Genomic DNA, 20,659 nt, shown 5'->3' on the forward strand with positions numbered 1-20,659 from the left:
AAAAACTCACTTGATATAACCCGTATGTTTCATAAAGCGTTCGGTTGATTGCTGCGCCTGCTGCAACGCCCGATCTACTGTTGTGCTATTAGTCAATGCAGCGGCGATGGTTTGCCCAACTTGCGTACCAATTGCCTGAAATTCTGGAATATCGACATATTGAACGCCTTTATAAGGTGTTGGCTCCTTTGAGGGATTGGTAATATCAGCAGATTGAATCGAATTCAACACAATTTGAGCAAACGGGGCAGCTTTTTGATAGTTGGGATTGTTATAGGTAGAAGTTCTCGTACCTGGTGGTACAGCAACCCAACCATTTTTGTCAGCAACCAGTTGAATGTATTGCTTAGATGTTGCCCAAGCAATAAACTTTTGCGCCTCAGCGGGTGATTTTGATGTTTTGGGAATTGCTAGCGCCCAAGCCCACAGCCAGTTTGAACCATTAGCATATTCTTCAATTGGCGCTCTGGCAAAGCCAAGTTTGTCAGCAACTTGAGATTCTTTCGGATTGGACAATAGACCTGCGGCAACGGTTGCATCTACCCACATACCGCATTTTCCTGTTGAGAATAACGCCAGATTCTCATTAAATCCATTGGAACTAGCTCCTGGTGGACCGTACTTTTGCAGCAGATCGACATAGAATCCTATCGCCTCTTTCCAGGGGGGCGTATCTATTTGGGGTTGCCAGTCCATGTCAAACCAGCGTCCGCCGGAGGTGTTGACTAGCGTAGAGATAAAGCCCATGTTTTCGCCCCAGCCAGGTTTTCCGCGCAGACAAACGCCATATACACCATTTCTCGGATCGTGAACTTTGCTTGCCCATTCTCGGATTTGAGGATAAGTCGGCTGTTCGGGGACGCTGATTCCTGCTTTAGCAAACAAATCTTTGCGGTAATACAGCATTGAACTTTCTCCATAAAATGGCAGTGCATAAAGCTTGCCATCATTAGAAAGTCCTTCTCTGATTGGTTTTAGCAAATCGCCTACGTCATAGCTGGCGGGTAAGTTATCGAGCGGCACTAACCAATCTCGTCTCGCCCAAATCGGTGTTTCATAGGAACCAATTGTTAAAACATCAAATTGACCGCCTTGGCTAGCGACATCTGTAGTCGTGCGTTGGCGCAGCACGTTTTCTTCTAGCACAACCCATCTAAGTTCAATGTTGGGGTTTTCTTGCTCGAACTGGCGCGAAAGATCCTGCATTACAACCATGTCGCCATTGTTGACAGTGGCGATCGTCAGTCTAGTTTTTTCTGTAGCAGATGTTGGCGCACAAGCGTGCAGCAGTTGCACCAGCATCAACCCAGCCAGGAAGGCAACTAAAACCTTCGCAAAGCGGAGAATACGCACCGCATAACTCCTTTGATGTTAAAAAAATTAAAAAACAAATAAATGAAATTGATTTTATGCTCCAGAATTGGGCAAAAGCTCAATAATAGAGATCGTACTCAGCTTCAAGGCAAAAATGAGAAGTCGATGAGTATTTGCAATAATTCTTCAACATGAGGTGAAAGCAATGAGCGCAAAAGCAAGCTACAGCTTTGAAGGCAAAACTATTTTGATTACAGGTGGAGCAGGAGATATTGGCAGAGCAACTGCTCATCGTTTTGCTAGCGATCGCGCAAACATTGTTTTGTTAGATTTAAATGCCGCTAAAATGGCAGACGTGGCGCAAGAACTAGCACAGTACAAAGTTTCAGTTGCTACTTTTAGCTGCGATGTTACAAGTTCTGATGATGTTAATAAAGCTTTTGCTAGTGCTATAGAACAGTTTGGGCGAATTGATTACGTCTTTAACAACGCAGGCTATCAAGGTTTATTTACTACAACTGACGAGTATCCAGAAGATGACTTTCAAAAAGTGCTTGATATCAACGTAGCGGGCGTTTTCCACGTCCTTAAAGCTGCCGCACAACATATGCGCGAATCTGGAGGAGCGATCGCCAATACAGCAAGTTATGCAGGAGTAGTAGGTCCGCCAAATATGCTTGCCTACGCAGCTTCCAAGTTTGCCGTCATTGGCATGACTCAAACAGCAGCAAAAGACCTTGCGCCCTATGGCATTCGAGTAAACGCGATATCTCCCGCACTCATCGGTCCTGGAATGATGTGGACTAGGCAGACAGAATTACAAGCAGCAGTAGGATCGCAGTATTTTAGTAGCAATCCTAAGCAAGTCGAGCAGCAAATGATCGATTCAGTACCAATGCGTCGCTTAGGGAGTTTGGAGGAAGTTGCTAACGGTGTAGCGTTTCTCATGAGTGATGAAGCAAGCTACATTACTGGGTTTAATTTGGAGATTACTGGCGGACAGTAGATTGGGGACAAGGGGGCAAGGTAGATAATTGATAATCTACTTGTTGCCCGTCTAATTTGAAGTAAACAGTTATACTTTAATTAATTACAAAAGATGGGCAGAAACTATAGCTTTGGGCGTATGCTCAACATTATCATCTTCCTTTGGGCAGATATATACCTCTTCAAATTGAGATAATGCAAGAACCTGGTGCAGAGCGACGCGATCGCAAATTAGATTTAGCGGCTCATGCTGCTTGGCTCTACTACATAGCCGGAAATACTCAAGAAGCAATTGCAGCAAAGCTTAACGTGTCTAGGCAAGCAGCGCAAAGATTGATTGCTTTAGCAGTCAGTGAAAAGCTAATTAAATTTCGTCTCGATCATCCCTTAAGTGAATGCATTGCTTTGGCTGAGGGATTACGCGATAAATTTGGTTTATCTCTGTGCGAGGTCGTGCCAAATGACGCAGGAAGTGGCGATACATTTAATGGAATTGCCGTTTGTGCTGCGAGCTACTTAGAAACGTATCTTGCCACCAAAACACCTAGTATATTAGCGTTTTCTTCGGGGCGGACATTGCGCTCGATGATAGAGCAGATTCCATCAATGGAGCAACCGCAACACAAAATTGTTTCTATTATTGGTAATATGTCTCACTGCGGGCGGGCAGGTCGTCATGAAGTCGTGATGCATTTGAGCGATCGCGTTGGTTCGCAGGCATATCCAGTACCAACTCCAGTAGTAGCAACTAGCGTTGAAGAAAGAGAACTATTGCAAACACAGCGATCGTTTATCGTTGTCAAAACCCTTGCCGAGCAAGCGAAAGTAACTTTTGTGGGCATTAGTCATATTGCTTGGAATGCCCCATTACATGAAAATGGCTTCATTAATGACGAAGAAGTATCGCAATTAGTAGAGCTAGGGGCTGTGGGGGAAATTGCAGGCTGGGCATATGATCGCCAAGGAGTTCTGCTACAACAGGGAACTAATAGCCGCGTCGCCAGCGTACCGCTCGAACAACCCGCACAGAGGCTAATTATCGGTGTAGCAGGTGGTGAGAAAAAGGCAGAAGCAATTTTAGCGGCTCTACGTGGCAAGCTTATTGCAGGATTAATCGTTGATGAAGCTGCTGCCCAAGCGATTCTTGCTAAAATTTAGTCTCTAAAATTAGCAGCGGCAGATAACCTAGAACTCAGCATCATAATTTTTTAATCGTCCTCTGCTAAGTGTTATTAGCTTGCTGACTGCTCAGTTGGCTATAGTGTAACTCAACTGAATATATCAAGCTCTCCCAGGCTACTAACCTTATGCAAAAACCAGAATCATTTCATTCCAAAATTCTTAATTCCTACCTTAGAACTATTGAAGATAGTTTTCTGGAAAACCTTCCCCAACTCAAACTCATCAATTATGGTACAGGGTCAGGAAAAACTCACCTATGGTTTCAAGCAGTATATAAAACGATTGAAAAGTATCCAAATGTTCAGATAATCGGGATATATGTTGCCCCATTGAGAGAACATTTATCTGTTCCAACTTCAGTTGTGAGCCAATACACAGATATTCCCGTCTATAAACTAAATTCATTAGAAATGAAAACGACGGATGAGTATATTAAATTATACAAAAAATGGATACCTTCAATTTTGAGAAGCAAGAGTTTTTGGCAGAGCATATCAAAAAAATATCCTCATGAAAAGGTTCAGGAAAACAAACAAAAACTCGAACAAGTAAAAGGTGTGATAAACCGCCTTGAGTATGTAAAATTAGTAGGTTTTGGAGATGAGGAATTAAATAGCTCTGTAACGACAAAAGCAAGACGAGAATTAAATAATTTACTTGAAAGTTTTTTAGAATTTATCATTAAATGTGAATTGGAGCAAGAAGAATGTTCAAATGAATATTTAAAGTTAATGGAAATATTTTTTCCTCTCCATCTCCTGCGAGAAAAATCTGGCATTTTGACACTCACGTATAAGAAATTTGAAACAGATGTTCCGTACTTTATCCATAATGGTGAAACATGGGTAAAGAAAAGCAGCCATCTTGATAAATATGTTATTCAGCACACAAACGATTATAGAAAGTTTATCCTTGCCTTTGATGAGCAGGAAGATGGCTATCAAATTATGCTGGATAAAAAGATTGATATCGTCTCCCCTGAAAAACTGGCAGTCAATAATGCACTTTCATCTATTAATAGAGAATTTTCTATTCTATTTTCAACTCAAAGCAATGAAAACAGAGAATTTCTAAATTTTGTCGACAAGAACAAGGCAGCTTTTCACGAATTTCAAGAACATTTTGAAAAAGGCAAAGTTATTGAACCAGAACTACAAAAATATACTCGCATATATCAACAGTTAATTTATGAGCAAGGAAATTCTATCAATTTTTTGAAGCAGTTAATAGCGATTAGAAATGGGCTTGAAAACTCGTTAGAAGAAATTGTTGACATTTTTGATGATTCTGACAAAGAGAACCCCACTATATTGAATTTTGAAATGTTATCCAGAGTTTTTTCAAAATTTCAGAACAATAGAAGTTTGTTGATACCCCAAAAGCTTTACAATAAAATCAGCGATGATTTAATGAACATTTTTTCATATAACAACCTATACATCTACAACCTTGAACCTCTGAAAAAATTGTTTTTAACCACACCTTCTGGCGGACACGTCCACATCACGGAAGAAAAAGTTTTAGATAATACTTCTGTAGCGGATTTAATTTATACTATTCTAGCTGTTCGCTCGCAAATCAAAATCATCAAAGATCTTCTAGCTAATGTTCTAGATGCCGAAGATTCTCAATCTCGTTCTTTAGATATTTGGTCGAAACAAATAGCTAAAGTCCAAAAGGCAAGTGAAGAAGGCACATCGCACAATCAACTGCTCAAATACTTAAACCGTCCCTATGTATATGACAGCTATAAATCTATCATAAATGTTAAAGAAATTTCTCGTTATCAAAATCCTAAGAATAACCTTATCGCTCACCCACTTAGAGAAGTTTCTATTGGTAGTACTGCTATATTGACTTCGCCTGAATACAAAATAAATTCCATTCTACGTATGAATAGTAATGTAATTTTTCTTATCTCAGCAACAGGGGGAATTTTTAGTGATTTAAGCACGAGTTATGATATGCGCTACTTAGAAGACAATTTACGTAGTGAATCTGGTCGAAGTTCTTTTAAAGCAATGGTTGAAGAAGAAGTGTTGCTTTGTGAAGAAATGAGAAATCAGCGTGAAGCAAAACGACATATTACAGTAAGATTTTTTAATGAAAATTTATCATCTTTTCCAATTAACAAAACTCAAGAAGTCATAGAACGATTTGAGCAGCGAATTTTAAAAAGTTTCATCGATTATTTAAAGAATGAATCTATTTGGTTTAGTAGTTACAAAATACAAGAATTGAGAAACTTTATTCGTTTTTTGTTTTACCTTTTTGAAGAGGACTCGATTCAAGAAACAATTGCTTTTACTCAAACTCTAAACTGGATTAAAAAATTAATTAATTATTGGAAACAAATTCGTCATGATAATTTTAAACTTGAGCCATCATCAGAGCATCCAAATATATATTATGTAGAACTGAACCATCAAAAATATCAGAGTAATATTCGGATTAAAATTATTTTATATGAAGCATCATTCAATAATCTTTACTACGACAAAACAACTCAGAAAAGTTATTTGAATGAGCTTGTTGAAGCGGAAGGGCAGAAAATTTTCTTTATATCTGCTTATCAGTCAGCTTCAAAAGGGCTAAATCCCATTATAAAGAATCAAAAGGGTGAGGAAAAAGATTTCGATTCTTTGGTTTTGTTAATGGATAGTTACTATACAGTAATGAAACCGTCCATTAAAAAGTCAAACGATTTTGATAAATCCACCACACTTTATCATTTTGCATTAATGAAAAGTATTGTAAATTTGGGAGACTCTAATCTTGAAATCAAAGATTTCAATAAATACTTGAGCCAACCGGAGGCTAGAGCGTTTCGAGACCAGCAACACCAAATTTTATTAGGCAAGGAAGTTTTGCAAGCTGTTGGCAGGGCTGAGAGACGTGATTTTCCAAACCAAGTGATAAAAATTTTTGTAAATGAAGAAACCCGAAAAAATTTAGTGAATTTTTACAGATACTTGGAGCGGGAAGAGCCGAATGAAATTCGTAAATTTTCTGTTAATAACCACAAAGTTTACTTAAGCGTTCAAGAGGAAGAAAAGAAACGAGCGATAAATAATTATGACGATCATGTTTATGATGAGATTGATGCTTTTCTAGCTTTCCAAGAGTTTAGAGACAAAATGTTAGATGATATCGAGCATTTTCACGAAAGTAAAAAGGCTTTTGCTATTACAAAAGCCTGGGATGCTTTACGCGACCCAGTTCTTTTTAAAGAGCCAGACGTGTATCTAAAAAAGTTACAAAATTTAGGGCTATTTCCTGATGATTTTATTGAATCATTATTTTATCACAACTTGGAACAAACTGAATTTACGCCATATATAGCTTCGGAGGAGTCTGACGGCAAAAAGTTCCAGATTATTAGCGATAGCATCAATGGGGAAAAAATCTATTCTTATCAAAAGCGGTTATACCCTGAATATCTAAAAATAAATGTTCAAGCCTTTGACTTGGAAGGCAATGAGATCGAAACATTAGGTCGTTCGACTGATTTAATCTACAGATTATACAACGAGTTGATACCAAAACCAGAAATTTTTGACACTTATATTCCGCGTCCGTATTTTTTTAACGATGTGTTGTATCCATCGTTAACTGAAAATTTTACAGAACGTTGGATTCAAGATGTAATTTTTCAAGGCAAAGACTGGAACGCTATAAAAGCAATCTATGGTTTTGAGCAATTGCTAAACTTCAAAAAATATAACAAGCTGTACGAGCTTTTTGACTTGTATTACATCAAGGACAATATACTATTTTGTATTGATGTTAAGGCATGGAGTATGGCTTCTGGAAATCGCCTGTCTAATAAAACTCTAGAAAAAACACAAAACAAGCTGAATACAATCATTACAGAATATCCAGAATTCAGCGCTGTGAGAGGGCTACTTCTAAATTTGCATACAAATAAAGAAAAAAGTCATCAATATTCACCAATACTATTTTCTGGAAATTTAATTTATTTTGACGCTCGTAATTGTCCAGTTGAATCCAGTATTATCAAAGAATTTTTATTTTACAAACAGAAATAAAATGAGAGATAAAATAATTAACAAATTATCAGATATATCCCGAACGAACCAGTTACAGATATTACAGACCCCAGAAGAAGTTGCTGAAAAACTTTTCCAATATCTCTTTGAACTAGGTAAAGGAATTGAGTATTTTTCTCTTCAATATCAGGCTGAAGATGAATATTCTGAGGATGAGGGTTCACAGCCTACTTTTTATGAGAGACGGCATAGATACATTAAAAGTCAGGTCCAAGAACGGCTTTCTATATCTGGAGAAAAACTGAAGTATTCAGATATTCAGTATTTCCTTTCATCTGCTGATGGAAAAACATATGTTTTCTTTTTATCACCTAATAAAAATCATTCAGGATGGAAACAGTTATTTAGCGGTAGTCGAGAAAGAATTTTAAATTTGGTTTTTAAGTTTTATATTCTTTCTCAAGGCTTATCTGTTGAGACAATAAATGGCTTTGAAGAATTACTCTTAGTTCATTCTATGAATCTTAGCAAATCGAAGGATGCTCTTTTAGTGTGGGGACAGAATTTGTTAACCAGGTACAATCATCATAATGTACTAACATTAACCTTGTCTCGAAAAAGCCGACTATTCTTACTAAAAGATCACTACAGTACACTAGATGGTGACGATGTAGGAGAGTTGTTAGTCTATAAAAATAAGAAATACTACTTTGAACGCGATCGTGATGCTCGTCGCCAAAATTCTATTTATTTTATGCGATTTGATAAAGATGACGAAAATTTTGACAAGTTCAAAAAGACTCAGCTTTATCATTACCAAAACCTCATGACAAAACTTGAGAAATTTTTAAGTGAGTGTGATATTGCTTTTAAACCCCTTCATTTTCAGGCTGACCACTACTTAGAAAACCCTTTTATCAAAAATATAGAGTCTGTAGAGTCATTAGAGATTATTAACAATACTGGAGTTGACCTGACTGAATCTGACCAACAATGTCTGAAAGTTTTTCTAAAACATCAAGGGGTAAATCTTCTCACTTTTTATAACTCTGGAAAAACCGTTAGTACATATGAACAAGTGGAAGTTGAGGGTGAGGAAGATCCTAGATGGAGAATTACTGAAGTTGTTCCTTGGTCAAAGGTTAAACTTGATAAGAAAAAAAACTATTTAGTTTTTAATAAACTTTTGGAAGAAGAAGGGGGTTCAATGGCTTATCAGAAAGAAGACGCTCTCTGGTATCCATCAACAGAAATAAATAATAAACTTAAAGTAGATTTTTATTCACAGTTAAAGAAAAGATTTAACTACTTGGATAGAGGAGAGTTTTTTAGCACACAGGGGATAAATATATCAGAATTTAAGGCTGTAGGAGATGTAAACTCTGCTTTGTCGGTTCTAAGTTATACAGATAACAAAATTGATAAAGATATTCTGCGCTTGGATACGCAGGCTTGTACAGATGGAAAATTCTTAGATGTAGAAGATTCTATTTCCTGTTATCTAAGAGGACAAGAAGATAGTAAACAATTGGAAAAATTCTGTAAAAAACACAAGATAAATATTTCACCTGAATTTCAAAAGATTTTGATTGAACTGGGAATTAAGAACTGGATCGAGCAAAGCCTTGTAAACTCAAGCTCTGGCTTACCGATTACTCCTCAATCATTTCCTAAAAAATCATTTTTTGTTATAAATGTTCGTAGTCCTAGAAACAAGGAAGCTAAAGCAGTTGCGATAGAATTTCTTTATAAAGACGGTTATATATATATCAAAAATGTAATGCGTGATATACAACAAATTATAAAAAGATTTCGATTTTTAAGGCAGAGAAAAAACTCAGAGAAGTTAATTGACGACCAACAATATTTTGTAGATGAATCAGAGCAGTTATACATTAGTTGTTACACAAGCGATTTTTTTACACCAATTTTAATTGGACGAAATGGCATTCTGGAAGAGATGAAAAATGGAACACTAAAAATTTTCCGAGAAATTAAAGGTGAAAATAGTAGTAGACTATTACCTTTAGTGTCATATTATAACGCTGAGCTTAAACCTATTAAGCGGATACAAAATACGATCTGTTTGGATTTGCAGAACGAAACATTTATCCAGTATTATGTCCCGCCTGCAAAAGCGCTCGCTCGTTCGATTAAAAGAGGATTTAGAGTCTACCATTTGATTGGGCGTACATATTCTGGAGAATCAATTGCGACATCTAAACTTGTCGAGCATCCCCTTACAGCTTTACATTTTAGTACAATAACTCAAAATGTTTTGAAGATTGGTGATAATAGTCAATCCTCACTGCTACAAAAAGTGGCAAAGATATTAATTGAAAATTGAAGAGCAAGTTTATACTGAATATTAGCTTACCCTGTTGTCTTATTTCGCAAACTGCATGGCAAATATCGCTCGCAAGAGCAGGCAGCGCGATCGCTTTACAAGTTGATACTGAGCATAGTTTTACATAATTATGAAAGATAGGCGTGTGTTAAATTAGTTAGAACATAGTAGTGCATTGGAAGTAATGAGTTTTAGGGATGTAGTCGAGGCGCTCAATAAGTCTTTCCACAAATGAGAAACATGGAATTCAACTGCTGTTGAAGTAATACCCCTGTGAAGAAAGACGTGCCAAGATATATGAAAGCTTCAACACAGCGCAGCTTGAAAAGCAAGCAAAAATGTGAACTGAAATTTTCCTCTAACATCACAGAACTTAGGCAACTGCCAGAGGAATAAGCATAATTAGTGAGGTATCAGTGCAATGAGTGTTGTAATATCAGACGAGATCCTGCAAGCATCTCAGCTTTCCCCAAGTGAGTTTCGTCAAGAGATTGCCCTACACCTGTTTCAGACGGGTCGTTTAACACTTAGGTACGCTAGCCAATTGGCGGATTTGCACCCCAATGCCTTTCGTCAACTTCTCAAGCAGCGCAATATTCCTCTCTACTGTTATGATGTCGAGGACTTTGAACTCGACCTGAAGAATCTGCGGGAGTTAGGACGGTTGTGATTGTTATTAGCGACACGTCAGCAATTACGAACTTAGCAGCAATTCAACATCTGCACCTTCTCTCTCAACTCTATAAACAAGTCATCATTCCTGAAGCAGTCTATCGCGAACTAGCAGACATCGATCCTCCAGTGCCAGGAACTCTCGAAATTCAAGCTGCCTGTTGGGTTTCAGTCAAACAAATTACGAACCGTAATGTCGTTGAACGTCTTCAAGAACAGGTAAGCTTAGATCCAGGAGAGTCTGAGGCGCTCGCTCTTGCCTTAGAACTGAATGCCGACGATCTACTATTGATTGATGAGCGACGCGGTAGAGCAGAAGCTAATCGTTTAGGATTAAGAATTACTGGGCTACTAGGCATATTGGTTGAGGCGAAACGCAAAAATCTAGTTGCTGCAGTTAAGCCACTAATGGATGCCCTTATTGCTACTTTAGAGTTTAGAGTTTCTTCAGCACTTTATCAGCAGATTTTAGAAATAGTGAATGAAGCCCGATAGGGATTTGATACCATTAGCTAAATGAGCGATCGCCCTTTCCCGCAGATTGGCAAAAATACTATGGCAAAGCGTAAGAAAAGCAATCTTGAGTGGATTAAAGAAACGCTGGAACTAAAACCAGACCATCGCTGGGAATCTCCGTCTGGTTATAAAATTTTTGTCGCAGATCGTGGTTCTGTTCGCTTCAATGTTCCCCAAAATTGGGTTTTTGAACCCCAAGAAAATTCGTTTAAGTTTCTCGATCGCAAACCGCCTAATGATGATTGCTGCCTAGAAATGTCTTTCAATCGTCTACCACCCCGCGATGACTGGGATCTGTTTCCGCTCAAGCCGATATTGAAGAAAGTAATAGCAGACGATAGCCGCGATGTTATTGCTAGGGGAGAAATTCATACTGTCAAGCGCCAAACAGCAAGGATTATGTGGACGGAGATTAAATTTATCGATACTCAAGCAGAACCGCGCGAAGCTTTTTCGCGGACTTGTATCGGTATAGGATCGAACGTTCAGTGCTTGATTACGTTTGATTATTGGGTAGACCAAGCAGAGAAGTTAATACCTGTTTGGGATGAGGTGATGCGTAGTCTGACGCTAGGGCTATATATCCGCGATCCTAGGACTGGTTTGGCTTACCCTGACTAGAAAAATAGATTTGGATGAGTCTTTACGTTTGAGGAGACAAGGGGACAAGGAGGACTACAGGGGGATGCCTAATTGTGCTATCAACGGACAGGTTTAAGCGATTCGTACAGCAAACTGTAACGCTCAAATGCTGTTTCGTATAACGGATTTACTTGTGGCTGTACTACTTTACTTTCTTGGGGCAGAATCTTGAATGCAGCCTCTAAGTTTGGATACGCCCCAACTCCTACCATTGCTAAAATTGCAGCACCATAAGCTGCTCCTTCTTCTGCTTGAGGTGCAATTAGTTCTGCTTGCAAAACATCTGCCAAAATCTGCAACCAAGTGTGAGATCGCGCTCCTCCACCTGTTGCTAACAATTGATGTACGGGCGCAATTGGCTTAATTATTTCCAATGCTGCGCGTAAGCTAAAAGCAACGCCTTCTAGTACAGCCCGAACTACATCTGCCTGCGTATGAGCTAATGACAAGTTTACCCAAGCGCCGCGAGTATCTGGATCGAGGTGTGGACTGCGTTCTCCAGCCAGATGAGGTAAAAATAGCACGCCACGCGCACCAGGCTGGGAAAGCTCTGCAACAGCCATCAAATCAGTAAAGGTAGTCTGCGGGGCAAATGTATCTCGATACCAACGCAGCGCACCGCCAGCAGCTAAAGTTACACCAAGCAAATGATAGCCGCCATCTGCATGGCAAAATAGATGCACTCTACCTTCAGGATCGGGAATTGGGCGATCGCATGGCACAAAAATAACTCCCGATGTACCAATACTCAGACTGCCTAGGTTTAAATTGCTACTAGAAATGCCCAAACCGATTGCTGCTGCTGCATTATCACCGCCGCCTGCAATCACAGGTAAACCCGCAGGTAGTCCTGTGCGCTCGGCTATTGTCGGTTTTAGCTTTCCGGCGATCGCTGTTGACTCCACAATGGCAGGGAATAGCACTGGGCTAATATTAATTGCCTTAAGTATATCTGCGTCCCATTGCTTTTGCGCCAAGTTCAAGCAGCCTATTCCAGATGCGTCAGATGGTTCTGTTACTAACTCCCCAGTCAACATATAGCCAAGATAATCCTTGGGTAAAAGAACCTGTTGCATCCGAGTGTACGCCTGCGGTTCTTCATTTCTTAACCATACTATTTTGGGCAGTTGAAAGCCTGTAATTGCTGGATTACCAGTACGTGCAATTAATTCCTGGCGCGAAATTGCTTTTTCAATTATCTCAACTGCTTTACCTGTACGCTGGTCGTTCCACAAAATTGCTGGTCTAATGACTGTACCATCTGCATCTAAAGGAACCATGCCATGCATTTGTCCAGATAAACCAAGAGCTACTATTTTATGGCTATTTAACTTTTGTGTTAGTGCTAATAAAGCCTCTAGACTAGCTTCGAGCCAATCAGCGGGGTTTTGCTCCGTCCAACCAGGCTGTGGTGTGAGTAAAGGATAGCTGCTTGTTGCTTGAGCGATCGCTTGTCCTTGGAGATCGACTGCGATCGCTCTTACTCCTCCCGTACCAAGGTCTAATCCAATGAAAACGTCAGTCAATCGCCCGTCCCAAATCCATCAGTCCTATGTTAGCGATTTTAAAATACCAGGCTCAATGTGCCTACAATCCGATATTTACTATTACAGACAATCGCACTACATTTCAGCATTTTATCGGCGTGTCTGCCTATTTGTAGAACTTTGAGAACTCGCTTCATTTACAAAGGGTGCTGGGGAAGACGTTACCTGGACTGCAGGCGGTCGATCGAAATGCTGGTAGACGCTGCGAGAAATTTGCCGGATCAATTCTTGAGCGCGGCTGTCATTGTGCGGGCGCTTGACCATTGCTACTCCAACGTAACGCTTGCCGTTAGGCATATCTATTAGTCCTACATCGCCAACCATCGAGCCAATATCTCCGGTTTTGTGCGCGATCGTCGATCCTTCTCCTAAACCGCGCGGCAGCAGCGTTCTTGTCTTAGTCTGGCGCATAATGTCTAACAAGCGATCGCGCGATCTTAGCGACATCAATTCGCCCTTATCTACTAACTGCATTAAATGTGCTAGATCTTTAGGGCTAGTAATATTTGTCCCTGGCAAATCTGGTAACTGATTGCGAATAATTGTCGATCCTAAACCCCAGTTTTTGAAGCGATCGTTTAGAGCAGCTATTCCACCCATCCGCGCGATCAGCATATTTGTCGCTGTATTATCGCTGATGATAATCATCTTTGCTGCCGTTGTTAAAGCAGTAAATTTTGTCCCCACAGGTCGATACTGCATATCTCCAGAACCGCCGCCAATAAGTTCTTTTTTCAGGGTTAGCTTTTCATCTAAGCGAATTTTTCCCGCATCTACATCTTGAAAAAAGGCAACCAAAACTGGAAACTTGATCGTACTAGCAGCAGCAAAGGTCAAAGAACCATTCCAGTCTAGGTAATTGTTGGTATCGAGATCGACAAAAAAAATGCCTGGTGTTAGTCCGTTATTCTTAGTTGATAACTGCTGTACGGCAGCTTTTAAGGGAGCAATTTCTTGATTGAGTTTTAAAGCTGAAGGTGGTACTGTATTTGTGGCGGCTGAGGTTGGTTGAGCGGGTAATGACGGCTTTTCTTCGGCGATGCGGCTAGCAGGATTTAGCACTGATATCAACGTACCAGCGATCGCCCCAATTCCTACTCCCAAAATCAGCAAGCGCAAACTATAAATAATTAGTTTATTTGGTTTTTTGCGTGCTAGCTTGCTAGTGCGCCGTTTGGGTGCTGGCGACGTTCTGGGTACTGTACCTTGACGCGGAGGGCGGCTAGTTGACGTGGCGTAGCTTGTTTTTTGCCTGCTAGATACAACTTTTGGCGGTAAATCTATAGAAGAGCGCGATCGCGATTTGCCATTCATTACTGATGCTCCAACCTTGCCTTTAATCTGCCTGCAGGAAATTATAGCTTCTTGGTTCTTATTTATTGACGGTGTTTCTTTAAAGTCCCAATCTTTCTAACTGGTCACTGGTTACTGGTCACTGGTCACTGCTATTTGACACCTAACTCCTCAAATACCCTACGCTTAAAATTACTTTTTGGCAATCAAGATTTTAGCTTTTGGCATTGCTAACTATCAATGCGATCGCCGCGATGCCTAAAATAGCTTATTCTCTTGTTTCTGCTGCGCGTAATGCCCATTCTATTTGCGTCAAAATTCCTCTAATTGCTCCTAATTCTTGCTTGTCTAGATAGGCGCGGTTGTATATGTGGCGAAATTTTTCCATCCGGCTAGCTGCTGTATGCGGGTACAAATAGCCAATTTTCAGCAAAACAGCTTCTAAGTGCTGGTAATACCCCTCTAATTCCTCAAAAGCTGCATAATTGTTAGTTTTGCTAGAGCGATCGCTTGGCGGTAAATCTACAGCTTGCGCGAGTTCGTAACAGCATATTGCTACTGCTTGCGCTAAATTTAACGCCGCATAATTAGGGCTAGAAGGAATACGGGCGAAGCGTTGAGCATAGTTTAGTTCTTCATTGCTCAATCCTCGGCTTTCAGGACCAAAAACTAGGGCTGATTGTTGCTTGGGTGCTTCAATCAGCCAAGGTAAGACGGTTCGCGCTGGCTCTAACAAGTCCCATTGGCGATCGCGGGCAGTTGTAGCAATAATCCGCGTACACCCTTGCAGCGCCTCTGGTAACGTTGCTACTTCATTTGCCTTAGCCAGAACATCTCCAGCATGAACTGCCATGTGCCTAGCTGCTTCGGAAGTGCGATCGCATTGCGGATTGACTAAAATTAACTGGCTTAAACCGAAATTTTTCATTACCCTGGCGATCGCGCCTACATTCAACGCCCCCGCAGGTTCTACTACTACAATCTTTACTAATGCTAATTCTTGTTCCAACATAAACTTTTGTAAAATTAGAGGATGTGTATTAATTAAAAGATCGTGCCACGCTCTAAATCAGATTTACCGACGAAAATTTGTCCTGTGTGTCAGCGTCCCTTTACATGGCGGAAAAAATGGGAAGATTGCTGGGATGATGTGAAATATTGCTCGGAACGCTGCCGTCGCCGCAAAGCACAAAAGCAGTAAGAGAGAGCGCCAATAAATACAAGCAACAGATGGAGTAAGAGTAGTGCAGCCTAAGTTAATTATTCATGGTGGGGCTGGTAGTTCTCTTAAAGGCAAGGGAGGAGTAGAATCAGTCAGGCGATCGCTTGCGGCAGTGGTAGAAGAAGTTTACGCGCTGCTAAAGTCAGGCGCAAATGCTCGTGAGGCAGTGGTATTAGGTTGCCAGTTATTGGAGGACAATCCCCGTTTCAATGCTGGTACGGGTTCGGTACTGCAATCAGACGGGCAAATTCGCATGAGTGCAGCCTTAATGGATGGTACGAACCAAAGCTTTAGCGGTGTCATCAATGTATCGAGAGTACAGCATCCCATCGAGCTTGCCCAGCACTTACAGTCATCGCCAGATCGAGTTTTATCAGATATTGGCGCAGCAGAACTACTCCGAGAATTGCAAGTACCGCTATACAATCCGCTGACAGAATTACGCTTAGAAGAGTGGATGCAAGAACGCCAAGAAAATTTTGTCAAAACGATGGCTGGAGTAGTAGCAGAACCGGAATTGGTAGAAAATGCCGGACGCGGGACAATTGGCGTTGTCGCCCTCGATAGCCAAGGTAATTTGGCAACTGGTACTTCTACAGGTGGCAAAGGATTTGAGAGAATTGGGCGCGTTAGCGATTCAGCAATGCCTGCGGGAAATTATGCTACCAAATACGCCGCAGTTAGCTGTACGGGTATTGGCGAAGATATTATTGACGAGTGTTTGGCAGCAAGGATCGTCGTGCGCGTAACCGATGGAATGTCACTGCACGAAGCAATGAAGCGGACTTTTGCCGAAGCCCACAAAAATCAACGAGACTTAGGTGCGATCGCTCTTGATGCTACAGGGGCAATTTCTTGGGGCAAAACTAGCGAGGTACTGCTGGCTGCTTTTCACGATGGCGAACAAATCGGGGATACGTTAGAGGCGGCTGACGGGACGATTACGGGTTGTTTGGGTGGTTGAATTGATATCCTCTGTCGGATTGGAGACGTTGCACTGCAACGTCTCTACATGATTAAATTCTCTACCCCTGCTCCCCCTGCTACCCCTGCTCCTCTACTCTCTTCAACTGCCACCCTGGTTTAACTACCTGACGGGCGCGACCGATAACTAGACAATCATCGGGGACGTTTTCGGTAACGGCTGAACCTGCGGCGATGAAAACATCTGAACCTATGGTCAAAGGTGCTACTAAGACGCTGTTTGCTCCTGTTTTGGAACGATCGCCTATTTTGGTGGGATGCTTGTTGATGCCGTCGTAGTTAGCGGTAATTGTCCCTGCACCGATGTTGACTTTTTCGCCTAGTGTGGCATCTCCTAAATACGATAAATGTGCGACATTGGTGCGATCGCCTAATTTTGTCTTTTTCATTTCCACAAAATTGCCGATGCGACAGCCCGAACCAATTTCTACATCGCCGCGAAAATGCGTGTAAGGACCTATTTGGGTTTCTGCATGGATGATGCTGTTGTTGATGACTGAGTACAGTACGGTAACATTTTCATCGATGTGACTGTTTTCAATCAAACTTCCAGGTCCAATCCGGCAGCCTGTTTTAATTGTAGTATTGCCACGCAGGTGAGTTTGCGGCTCAATAATTACATCGCTTTGGATTTCTACTGTATCGTCAATGGTGATGCTATGAGGATCGACAAGCGTGACTCCAGCATTCATCCATTTTGCTTTCACTCGTTTTTGCAAAATTTCGTAGGCTGCTGCTAGTTGCTGGCGATCGTTGATGCCGAGCATTTCTTGATAATCTTCTACATCCACTGCCATTACTGGTTCTAGTTGATTGACTGCATCAGTTAAGTAATATTCCTGTTGGTCGTTATTTGCTTGCAGGTGGGGCAAAACTTTCATTAATTCCGACCACCGAAAACAGTACACTCCTGCATTGATGCGGCGATTTTGTCTTTGCGCGTCGGTGCAGTCTCGATCTTCGACAATTTCTTTAATAATATTTTGCCCGTTACAAAATACGCGCCCGTAGCCTTGGGCGTTGGGCAAGTGAGCGGTGAGAATCGTTGCTGAGTTTTGATGCTTTTGATGCACCTCTAACAAGTGCTGGAGAGTTTCAGGTCTAAGCAGAGGTACATCACCATTTAATACCAGTAAATCGCCTGTAAACCCTTCTAAATGAGGAATCAATTGCTGGATGGCATGACCTGTTCCTAGTTGTTCTGTCTGTTCGACAAATTCTAGAGGTATTGGTTTTTCTTTGAGGGCAGATTTAACTTCTTGCGCCTGATATCCTACAATCACCATCTGCCTTGTTGGCGAAATCGATTTCAAACTTTCTAAAACTCGTTCGACTAGCGATCGCCCAGCCAACGAATGCAAAACCTTGGGCAAGTGGGATTTCATTCTCGTCCCGCGCCCCGCTGCTAAAATTGCTACCGCTACCATATCTACTTGTTTAGCTATCAGGTCTCAGAATAGATGATAAAGGCTAAAGGCAGCACAGCTAGAAGAAAAGTTTAAAATTTCTAGATATTTTCTCTGAGCCTTTTTACTTATCCTTACCTATCTGCTAGCGTTCTCGCTCGTAAATAAACTGTTTAAATTCTTGCAGTAGTTGCGGGTTGCGCCAACCTTTATCTCTTTCTTGCTCTAGTATTTCTATCGCTTCTTGAGGCGTAAATGCTTTTTTGTAAGGACGTTCGCTAGTTAGCGCGTCGTAAATATCAATCATTTGAAAAACCTGAGCTAAGTAAGGAATTTCATCGCCTACTAAGCCATAAGGGTAGCCAGAACCATCCCAGCGTTCGTGATGGTGGCGGATAATCGGGATAACTCCACGCATTGTCCGCAATGGTTGGCAAATCTTCTCGCCGATTAATACGTGTTGCTTCATAATCTCCCATTCTTCGGAGGTGAACTTGCCTTTTTTGAGCAACACGGAGTCAGGAATACCAACTTTGCCAATATCGTGTAAGTATCCACCCCATTGCAAGTTTCGCATTTGGGTACGGCTAAGATTCAAAAATTTGCCGAAAGCTTCTCCCCAACTAACTAATCGCTCGCAATGATCGCCTGTATTGGGATCTCGACTTTCAACCGCCCTAGCCATAGAAAACAATACCTGTTCGGTATGATCTAAATCTTCATTGAGCCGTTTTTGACGGATTAAAGATTTGACACGCGCTGATAATTCTGGGCGATCGAATGGTTTGGTTAGAAAATCATCTCCACCAGCTTCTATTCCTCGGATGCGCGATTGTTTGTCATTTAGTGCTGTAATAAAAATTACGGGTATTAACCTAGTTTGTTCGTCCTGTTTTAATTGCTGGCAAACTTCAAACCCATCCATTTCTGGCATCATGACATCAAGCAAAATTAGATCGGGTTGAATTTTCATTACCCTTTCTAGGGCAATAGCTCCACTTTCCGCTTCTGAAACTTCGTAGCCTTCCAATGCCAATAGAGCCATTGCTGTCATGCGGTTAGCTGGATAATCGTCAACCACAAGAATCTTAGCTGGAGATGAATCAATATCATTTGCTAAGAATTTTTTTGTTTGATAGGTAGAAACCATTTCTTCATTAATAAAGTTAAAACGACATAAGCGTGCAAAAGTAGTTCAATAACCTGCTGAAGTATATATTTGTTTTCAGCGCAATTTCTAACTGTAGTTTTTCCTATAAACCAAGTATAAACCTAGTAAATAGCTACTCTGCGTTTTAGTAAGTTTTTAAATAATGTATATGTTTTAACATGACTTTATTTTTTATAAATGTTAACTACTAACTTCTAAATATGAAGAAAAGTGGGTTGGCAAATCCAATCAGACATCATGCAAAGTATAATTATATACTTACTTTATGAAGATTGTATCTGCGTAATGCAAATATGGAGAACCGAGAAGTTACTAAATTATAGCAGCAGTAATATTTATAGATACTTAGTTAACATAGCTGTGGCGTAAGTTTTTTCACTGATACGTATATCAATTTTTTAAGTCTACTATCAGTAAAAATATACTTTCAGGAAATTTTTATTATTAATAGTCGACAATCTGAGGAAAAGTTAAAGTTTTAGTAAATTGAATGCGTTTTCGCCAATGGCTAGTAGTTTCAAGTTGGCTAGTTTGCTGTTCATCTCGCCGTCGCTGCAAAATTACTGAAGCTAGGTCATTTAAACTAGGATCTCGATACGGAATCGCCGCACGAGTTAGCAGGCGTTCTTGTTCTAGCACAGACAATTGAGGTAGTGGATAATTTGCGGCAATTGTTCCAGGCGATCGCCTACCTAATGCTACTGTCGAACTAATATGCAATCCTGCTGCTACTAGCGCCGTTCGTACCGCCGCAGCCGAGGAATAAGTCGCAAGAATACCATTGCTAGATAAGCAGTTAGCAACAAGTTGGATAAATTCTACAGTCCACAACTGCGGACAGTTAGGCGGTGAAAAAGGATCGAGAAAAATTGCCTCTGCTTTCCAGTCTGGTTGTATTAACTTAATTGTCGCTCTAGCATCGCCAATTAGTAAAGTTGCTTGTGCAAGATCTGTCTGTACTTGATGCTTAGTTGCAAGTTGAGTAAGAATTTGCTTTGTAGGTTCGCCCCAAGCACTAAGCAAATCGCGAGCGATCGCACTTTGGGGTACATTTGCGTTAGCTTCTAAAGCTACTATTTCTACACGACAGTGAGGATTAATTGCCCAAATCTTGGCTAAAGCAGCAGCAGTATTGTAGCCCAGACCGTAACAAACATCTAATAACCTAACTTGTGGCGCTAAAGCCTGTTTATCTAGCTTTGTTGGTGCAACGAACTTAAGTTCCGCTTCTTGACGCGCACCAAAATGACTGTGAAATGTCTCGCCAAATTCATCAGAATAGAACGTAGCGGAGCCATCTGCTGTAAGTTGAGGGATAAAGCGATCGCTCATAGGGGATAAGGGGGACTACAGGGGGATCTCTATT

General features: G+C 40.8%; 16 protein-coding genes. 9 read left to right on the forward strand and 7 right to left on the reverse strand.

Annotation, left to right across the window (positions count from 1 at the left end; translation table 11 throughout):
* Positions 1-6: 6 nt before the first annotated feature.
* A complete protein-coding gene (locus UH38_RS05505; protein ID WP_045053640.1) occupies positions 7-1,353 on the reverse strand; it encodes an ABC transporter substrate-binding protein in 1,347 nt (448 codons plus the stop codon).
* A gap of 166 nt (positions 1,354-1,519) precedes the next feature.
* On the opposite strand from UH38_RS05505, the gene UH38_RS05510 reads away from it, so the two are divergent.
* The 7 genes from UH38_RS05510 to UH38_RS05540 all read left to right on the forward strand — a co-directional run bounded on the left by UH38_RS05510 (position 1,520) and on the right by UH38_RS05540 (position 11,649).
* The gene (locus UH38_RS05510) at positions 1,520-2,320 is read left to right on the forward strand and encodes an SDR family NAD(P)-dependent oxidoreductase (protein WP_045053641.1); all 801 of its coding nucleotides are present in this window, start codon (positions 1,520-1,522) and stop codon (positions 2,318-2,320) included.
* Between the two features lie 176 nt (positions 2,321-2,496).
* The gene (locus tag UH38_RS05515; RefSeq protein ID WP_045053642.1) at positions 2,497-3,459 is read left to right on the forward strand and encodes a sugar-binding transcriptional regulator; all 963 of its coding nucleotides are present in this window, start codon (positions 2,497-2,499) and stop codon (positions 3,457-3,459) included.
* 149 nt (positions 3,460-3,608) lie between these two features.
* Positions 3,609-7,532, forward strand: coding sequence for a hypothetical protein (locus UH38_RS05520; RefSeq protein WP_045053643.1), 3,924 nt, complete (start codon positions 3,609-3,611; stop codon positions 7,530-7,532).
* Between the two features lies 1 nt (position 7,533).
* The gene (locus UH38_RS05525; protein WP_045053644.1) at positions 7,534-9,840 is read left to right on the forward strand and encodes a hypothetical protein; all 2,307 of its coding nucleotides are present in this window, start codon (positions 7,534-7,536) and stop codon (positions 9,838-9,840) included.
* A 421-nt stretch (positions 9,841-10,261) separates the two neighbouring features.
* Positions 10,262-10,510 carry a UPF0175 family protein gene (locus tag UH38_RS05530; RefSeq protein ID WP_045053645.1) on the forward strand — a complete coding sequence of 83 codons (249 nt, stop codon included), beginning with the start codon at positions 10,262-10,264 and terminating at the stop codon, positions 10,508-10,510.
* Positions 10,507-11,007, forward strand: a complete 501-nt coding sequence (locus tag UH38_RS05535) for a DUF3368 domain-containing protein (RefSeq protein WP_045053646.1) — start codon at positions 10,507-10,509, stop codon at positions 11,005-11,007. The genes UH38_RS05530 and UH38_RS05535 overlap by 4 nt, the downstream gene beginning before the upstream one ends.
* Positions 11,008-11,067: 60 nt before the next feature.
* Positions 11,068-11,649 carry a hypothetical protein gene (locus UH38_RS05540; RefSeq protein ID WP_045053782.1) on the forward strand — a complete coding sequence of 194 codons (582 nt, stop codon included), beginning with the start codon at positions 11,068-11,070 and terminating at the stop codon, positions 11,647-11,649.
* 80 nt (positions 11,650-11,729) lie between these two features.
* On the opposite strand, the gene xylB is transcribed toward UH38_RS05540, so the two are convergent.
* The 3 genes from xylB to UH38_RS05555 form a co-directional block, all read right to left on the reverse strand.
* Positions 11,730-13,196: a xylulokinase gene (gene xylB / locus UH38_RS05545; protein ID WP_045053647.1), complete on the reverse strand. Its 1,467-nt coding sequence runs from the start codon at positions 13,194-13,196 to the stop codon at positions 11,730-11,732.
* 111 nt (positions 13,197-13,307) lie between these two features.
* The gene (locus UH38_RS05550) at positions 13,308-14,531 is read right to left on the reverse strand and encodes a serine hydrolase (RefSeq protein ID WP_045053648.1); all 1,224 of its coding nucleotides are present in this window, start codon (positions 14,529-14,531) and stop codon (positions 13,308-13,310) included.
* A gap of 247 nt (positions 14,532-14,778) precedes the next feature.
* Positions 14,779-15,522 (reverse strand): RNA methyltransferase, encoded by a 744-nt coding sequence (locus tag UH38_RS05555; RefSeq protein ID WP_045053649.1) that lies wholly within the window; start codon positions 15,520-15,522, stop codon positions 14,779-14,781.
* 42 nt (positions 15,523-15,564) lie between these two features.
* Here UH38_RS05555 and UH38_RS25275 point away from each other — a divergent pair, with 42 nt between their 5' ends.
* Together UH38_RS25275 and UH38_RS05560 are read left to right on the forward strand one after the other, a co-directional pair.
* The gene (locus tag UH38_RS25275) at positions 15,565-15,711 is read left to right on the forward strand and encodes a DUF2256 domain-containing protein (protein WP_072044885.1); all 147 of its coding nucleotides are present in this window, start codon (positions 15,565-15,567) and stop codon (positions 15,709-15,711) included.
* A 43-nt stretch (positions 15,712-15,754) separates the two neighbouring features.
* Positions 15,755-16,696 (forward strand): isoaspartyl peptidase/L-asparaginase, encoded by a 942-nt coding sequence (locus tag UH38_RS05560; RefSeq protein ID WP_235355090.1) that lies wholly within the window; start codon positions 15,755-15,757, stop codon positions 16,694-16,696.
* 79 nt (positions 16,697-16,775) lie between these two features.
* Here the strand turns inward: UH38_RS05560 and glmU are convergent, their stop codons facing one another.
* The 3 genes from glmU to UH38_RS05575 all read right to left on the reverse strand — a co-directional run bounded on the left by glmU (position 16,776) and on the right by UH38_RS05575 (position 20,625).
* The gene (gene glmU / locus UH38_RS05565; protein ID WP_045053651.1) at positions 16,776-18,143 is read right to left on the reverse strand and encodes a bifunctional UDP-N-acetylglucosamine diphosphorylase/glucosamine-1-phosphate N-acetyltransferase GlmU; all 1,368 of its coding nucleotides are present in this window, start codon (positions 18,141-18,143) and stop codon (positions 16,776-16,778) included.
* A 124-nt stretch (positions 18,144-18,267) separates the two neighbouring features.
* Complete coding sequence (locus UH38_RS05570) at positions 18,268-19,272, reverse strand: response regulator (protein WP_045053652.1); 1,005 nt, start codon at positions 19,270-19,272, stop codon at positions 18,268-18,270.
* Between the two features lie 465 nt (positions 19,273-19,737).
* Positions 19,738-20,625 (reverse strand): tRNA (5-methylaminomethyl-2-thiouridine)(34)-methyltransferase MnmD, encoded by an 888-nt coding sequence (locus tag UH38_RS05575; protein WP_045053653.1) that lies wholly within the window; start codon positions 20,623-20,625, stop codon positions 19,738-19,740.
* Positions 20,626-20,659 lie beyond the last annotated feature (34 nt).

Origin of the sequence: Aliterella atlantica CENA595 (genome assembly GCF_000952155.1) — a bacterium.
GTDB classification, from domain to species: Bacteria; Cyanobacteriota; Cyanobacteriia; order Cyanobacteriales; family Chroococcidiopsidaceae; genus Aliterella; species Aliterella atlantica.

Bases quoted from the DNA above. Each gene is read 5' to 3' on its own strand.
- UH38_RS05555 (WP_045053649.1), bottom strand. From the start codon at position 15,522: ATGTTGGAACAAGAATTAGCATTAGTAAAGATTGTAGTAGTAGAACCT.
- UH38_RS05515 (WP_045053642.1), top strand. From the start codon at position 2,497: ATGCAAGAACCTGGTGCAGAGCGACGCGATCGCAAATTAGATTTAGCG.
- UH38_RS05520 (WP_045053643.1), top strand. From the start codon at position 3,609: ATGCAAAAACCAGAATCATTTCATTCCAAAATTCTTAATTCCTACCTT.
- UH38_RS05510 (WP_045053641.1), top strand. From the start codon at position 1,520: ATGAGCGCAAAAGCAAGCTACAGCTTTGAAGGCAAAACTATTTTGATT.
- UH38_RS05570 (WP_045053652.1), bottom strand. From the start codon at position 19,272: ATGGTTTCTACCTATCAAACAAAAAAATTCTTAGCAAATGATATTGAT.
- UH38_RS05575 (WP_045053653.1), bottom strand. From the start codon at position 20,625: ATGAGCGATCGCTTTATCCCTCAACTTACAGCAGATGGCTCCGCTACG.
- glmU (WP_045053651.1), bottom strand. From the start codon at position 18,143: ATGGTAGCGGTAGCAATTTTAGCAGCGGGGCGCGGGACGAGAATGAAA.
- UH38_RS05550 (WP_045053648.1), bottom strand. From the start codon at position 14,531: ATGAATGGCAAATCGCGATCGCGCTCTTCTATAGATTTACCGCCAAAA.
- UH38_RS05530 (WP_045053645.1), top strand. From the start codon at position 10,262: ATGAGTGTTGTAATATCAGACGAGATCCTGCAAGCATCTCAGCTTTCC.
- UH38_RS05525 (WP_045053644.1), top strand. From the start codon at position 7,534: ATGAGAGATAAAATAATTAACAAATTATCAGATATATCCCGAACGAAC.
- UH38_RS05540 (WP_045053782.1), top strand. From the start codon at position 11,068: ATGGCAAAGCGTAAGAAAAGCAATCTTGAGTGGATTAAAGAAACGCTG.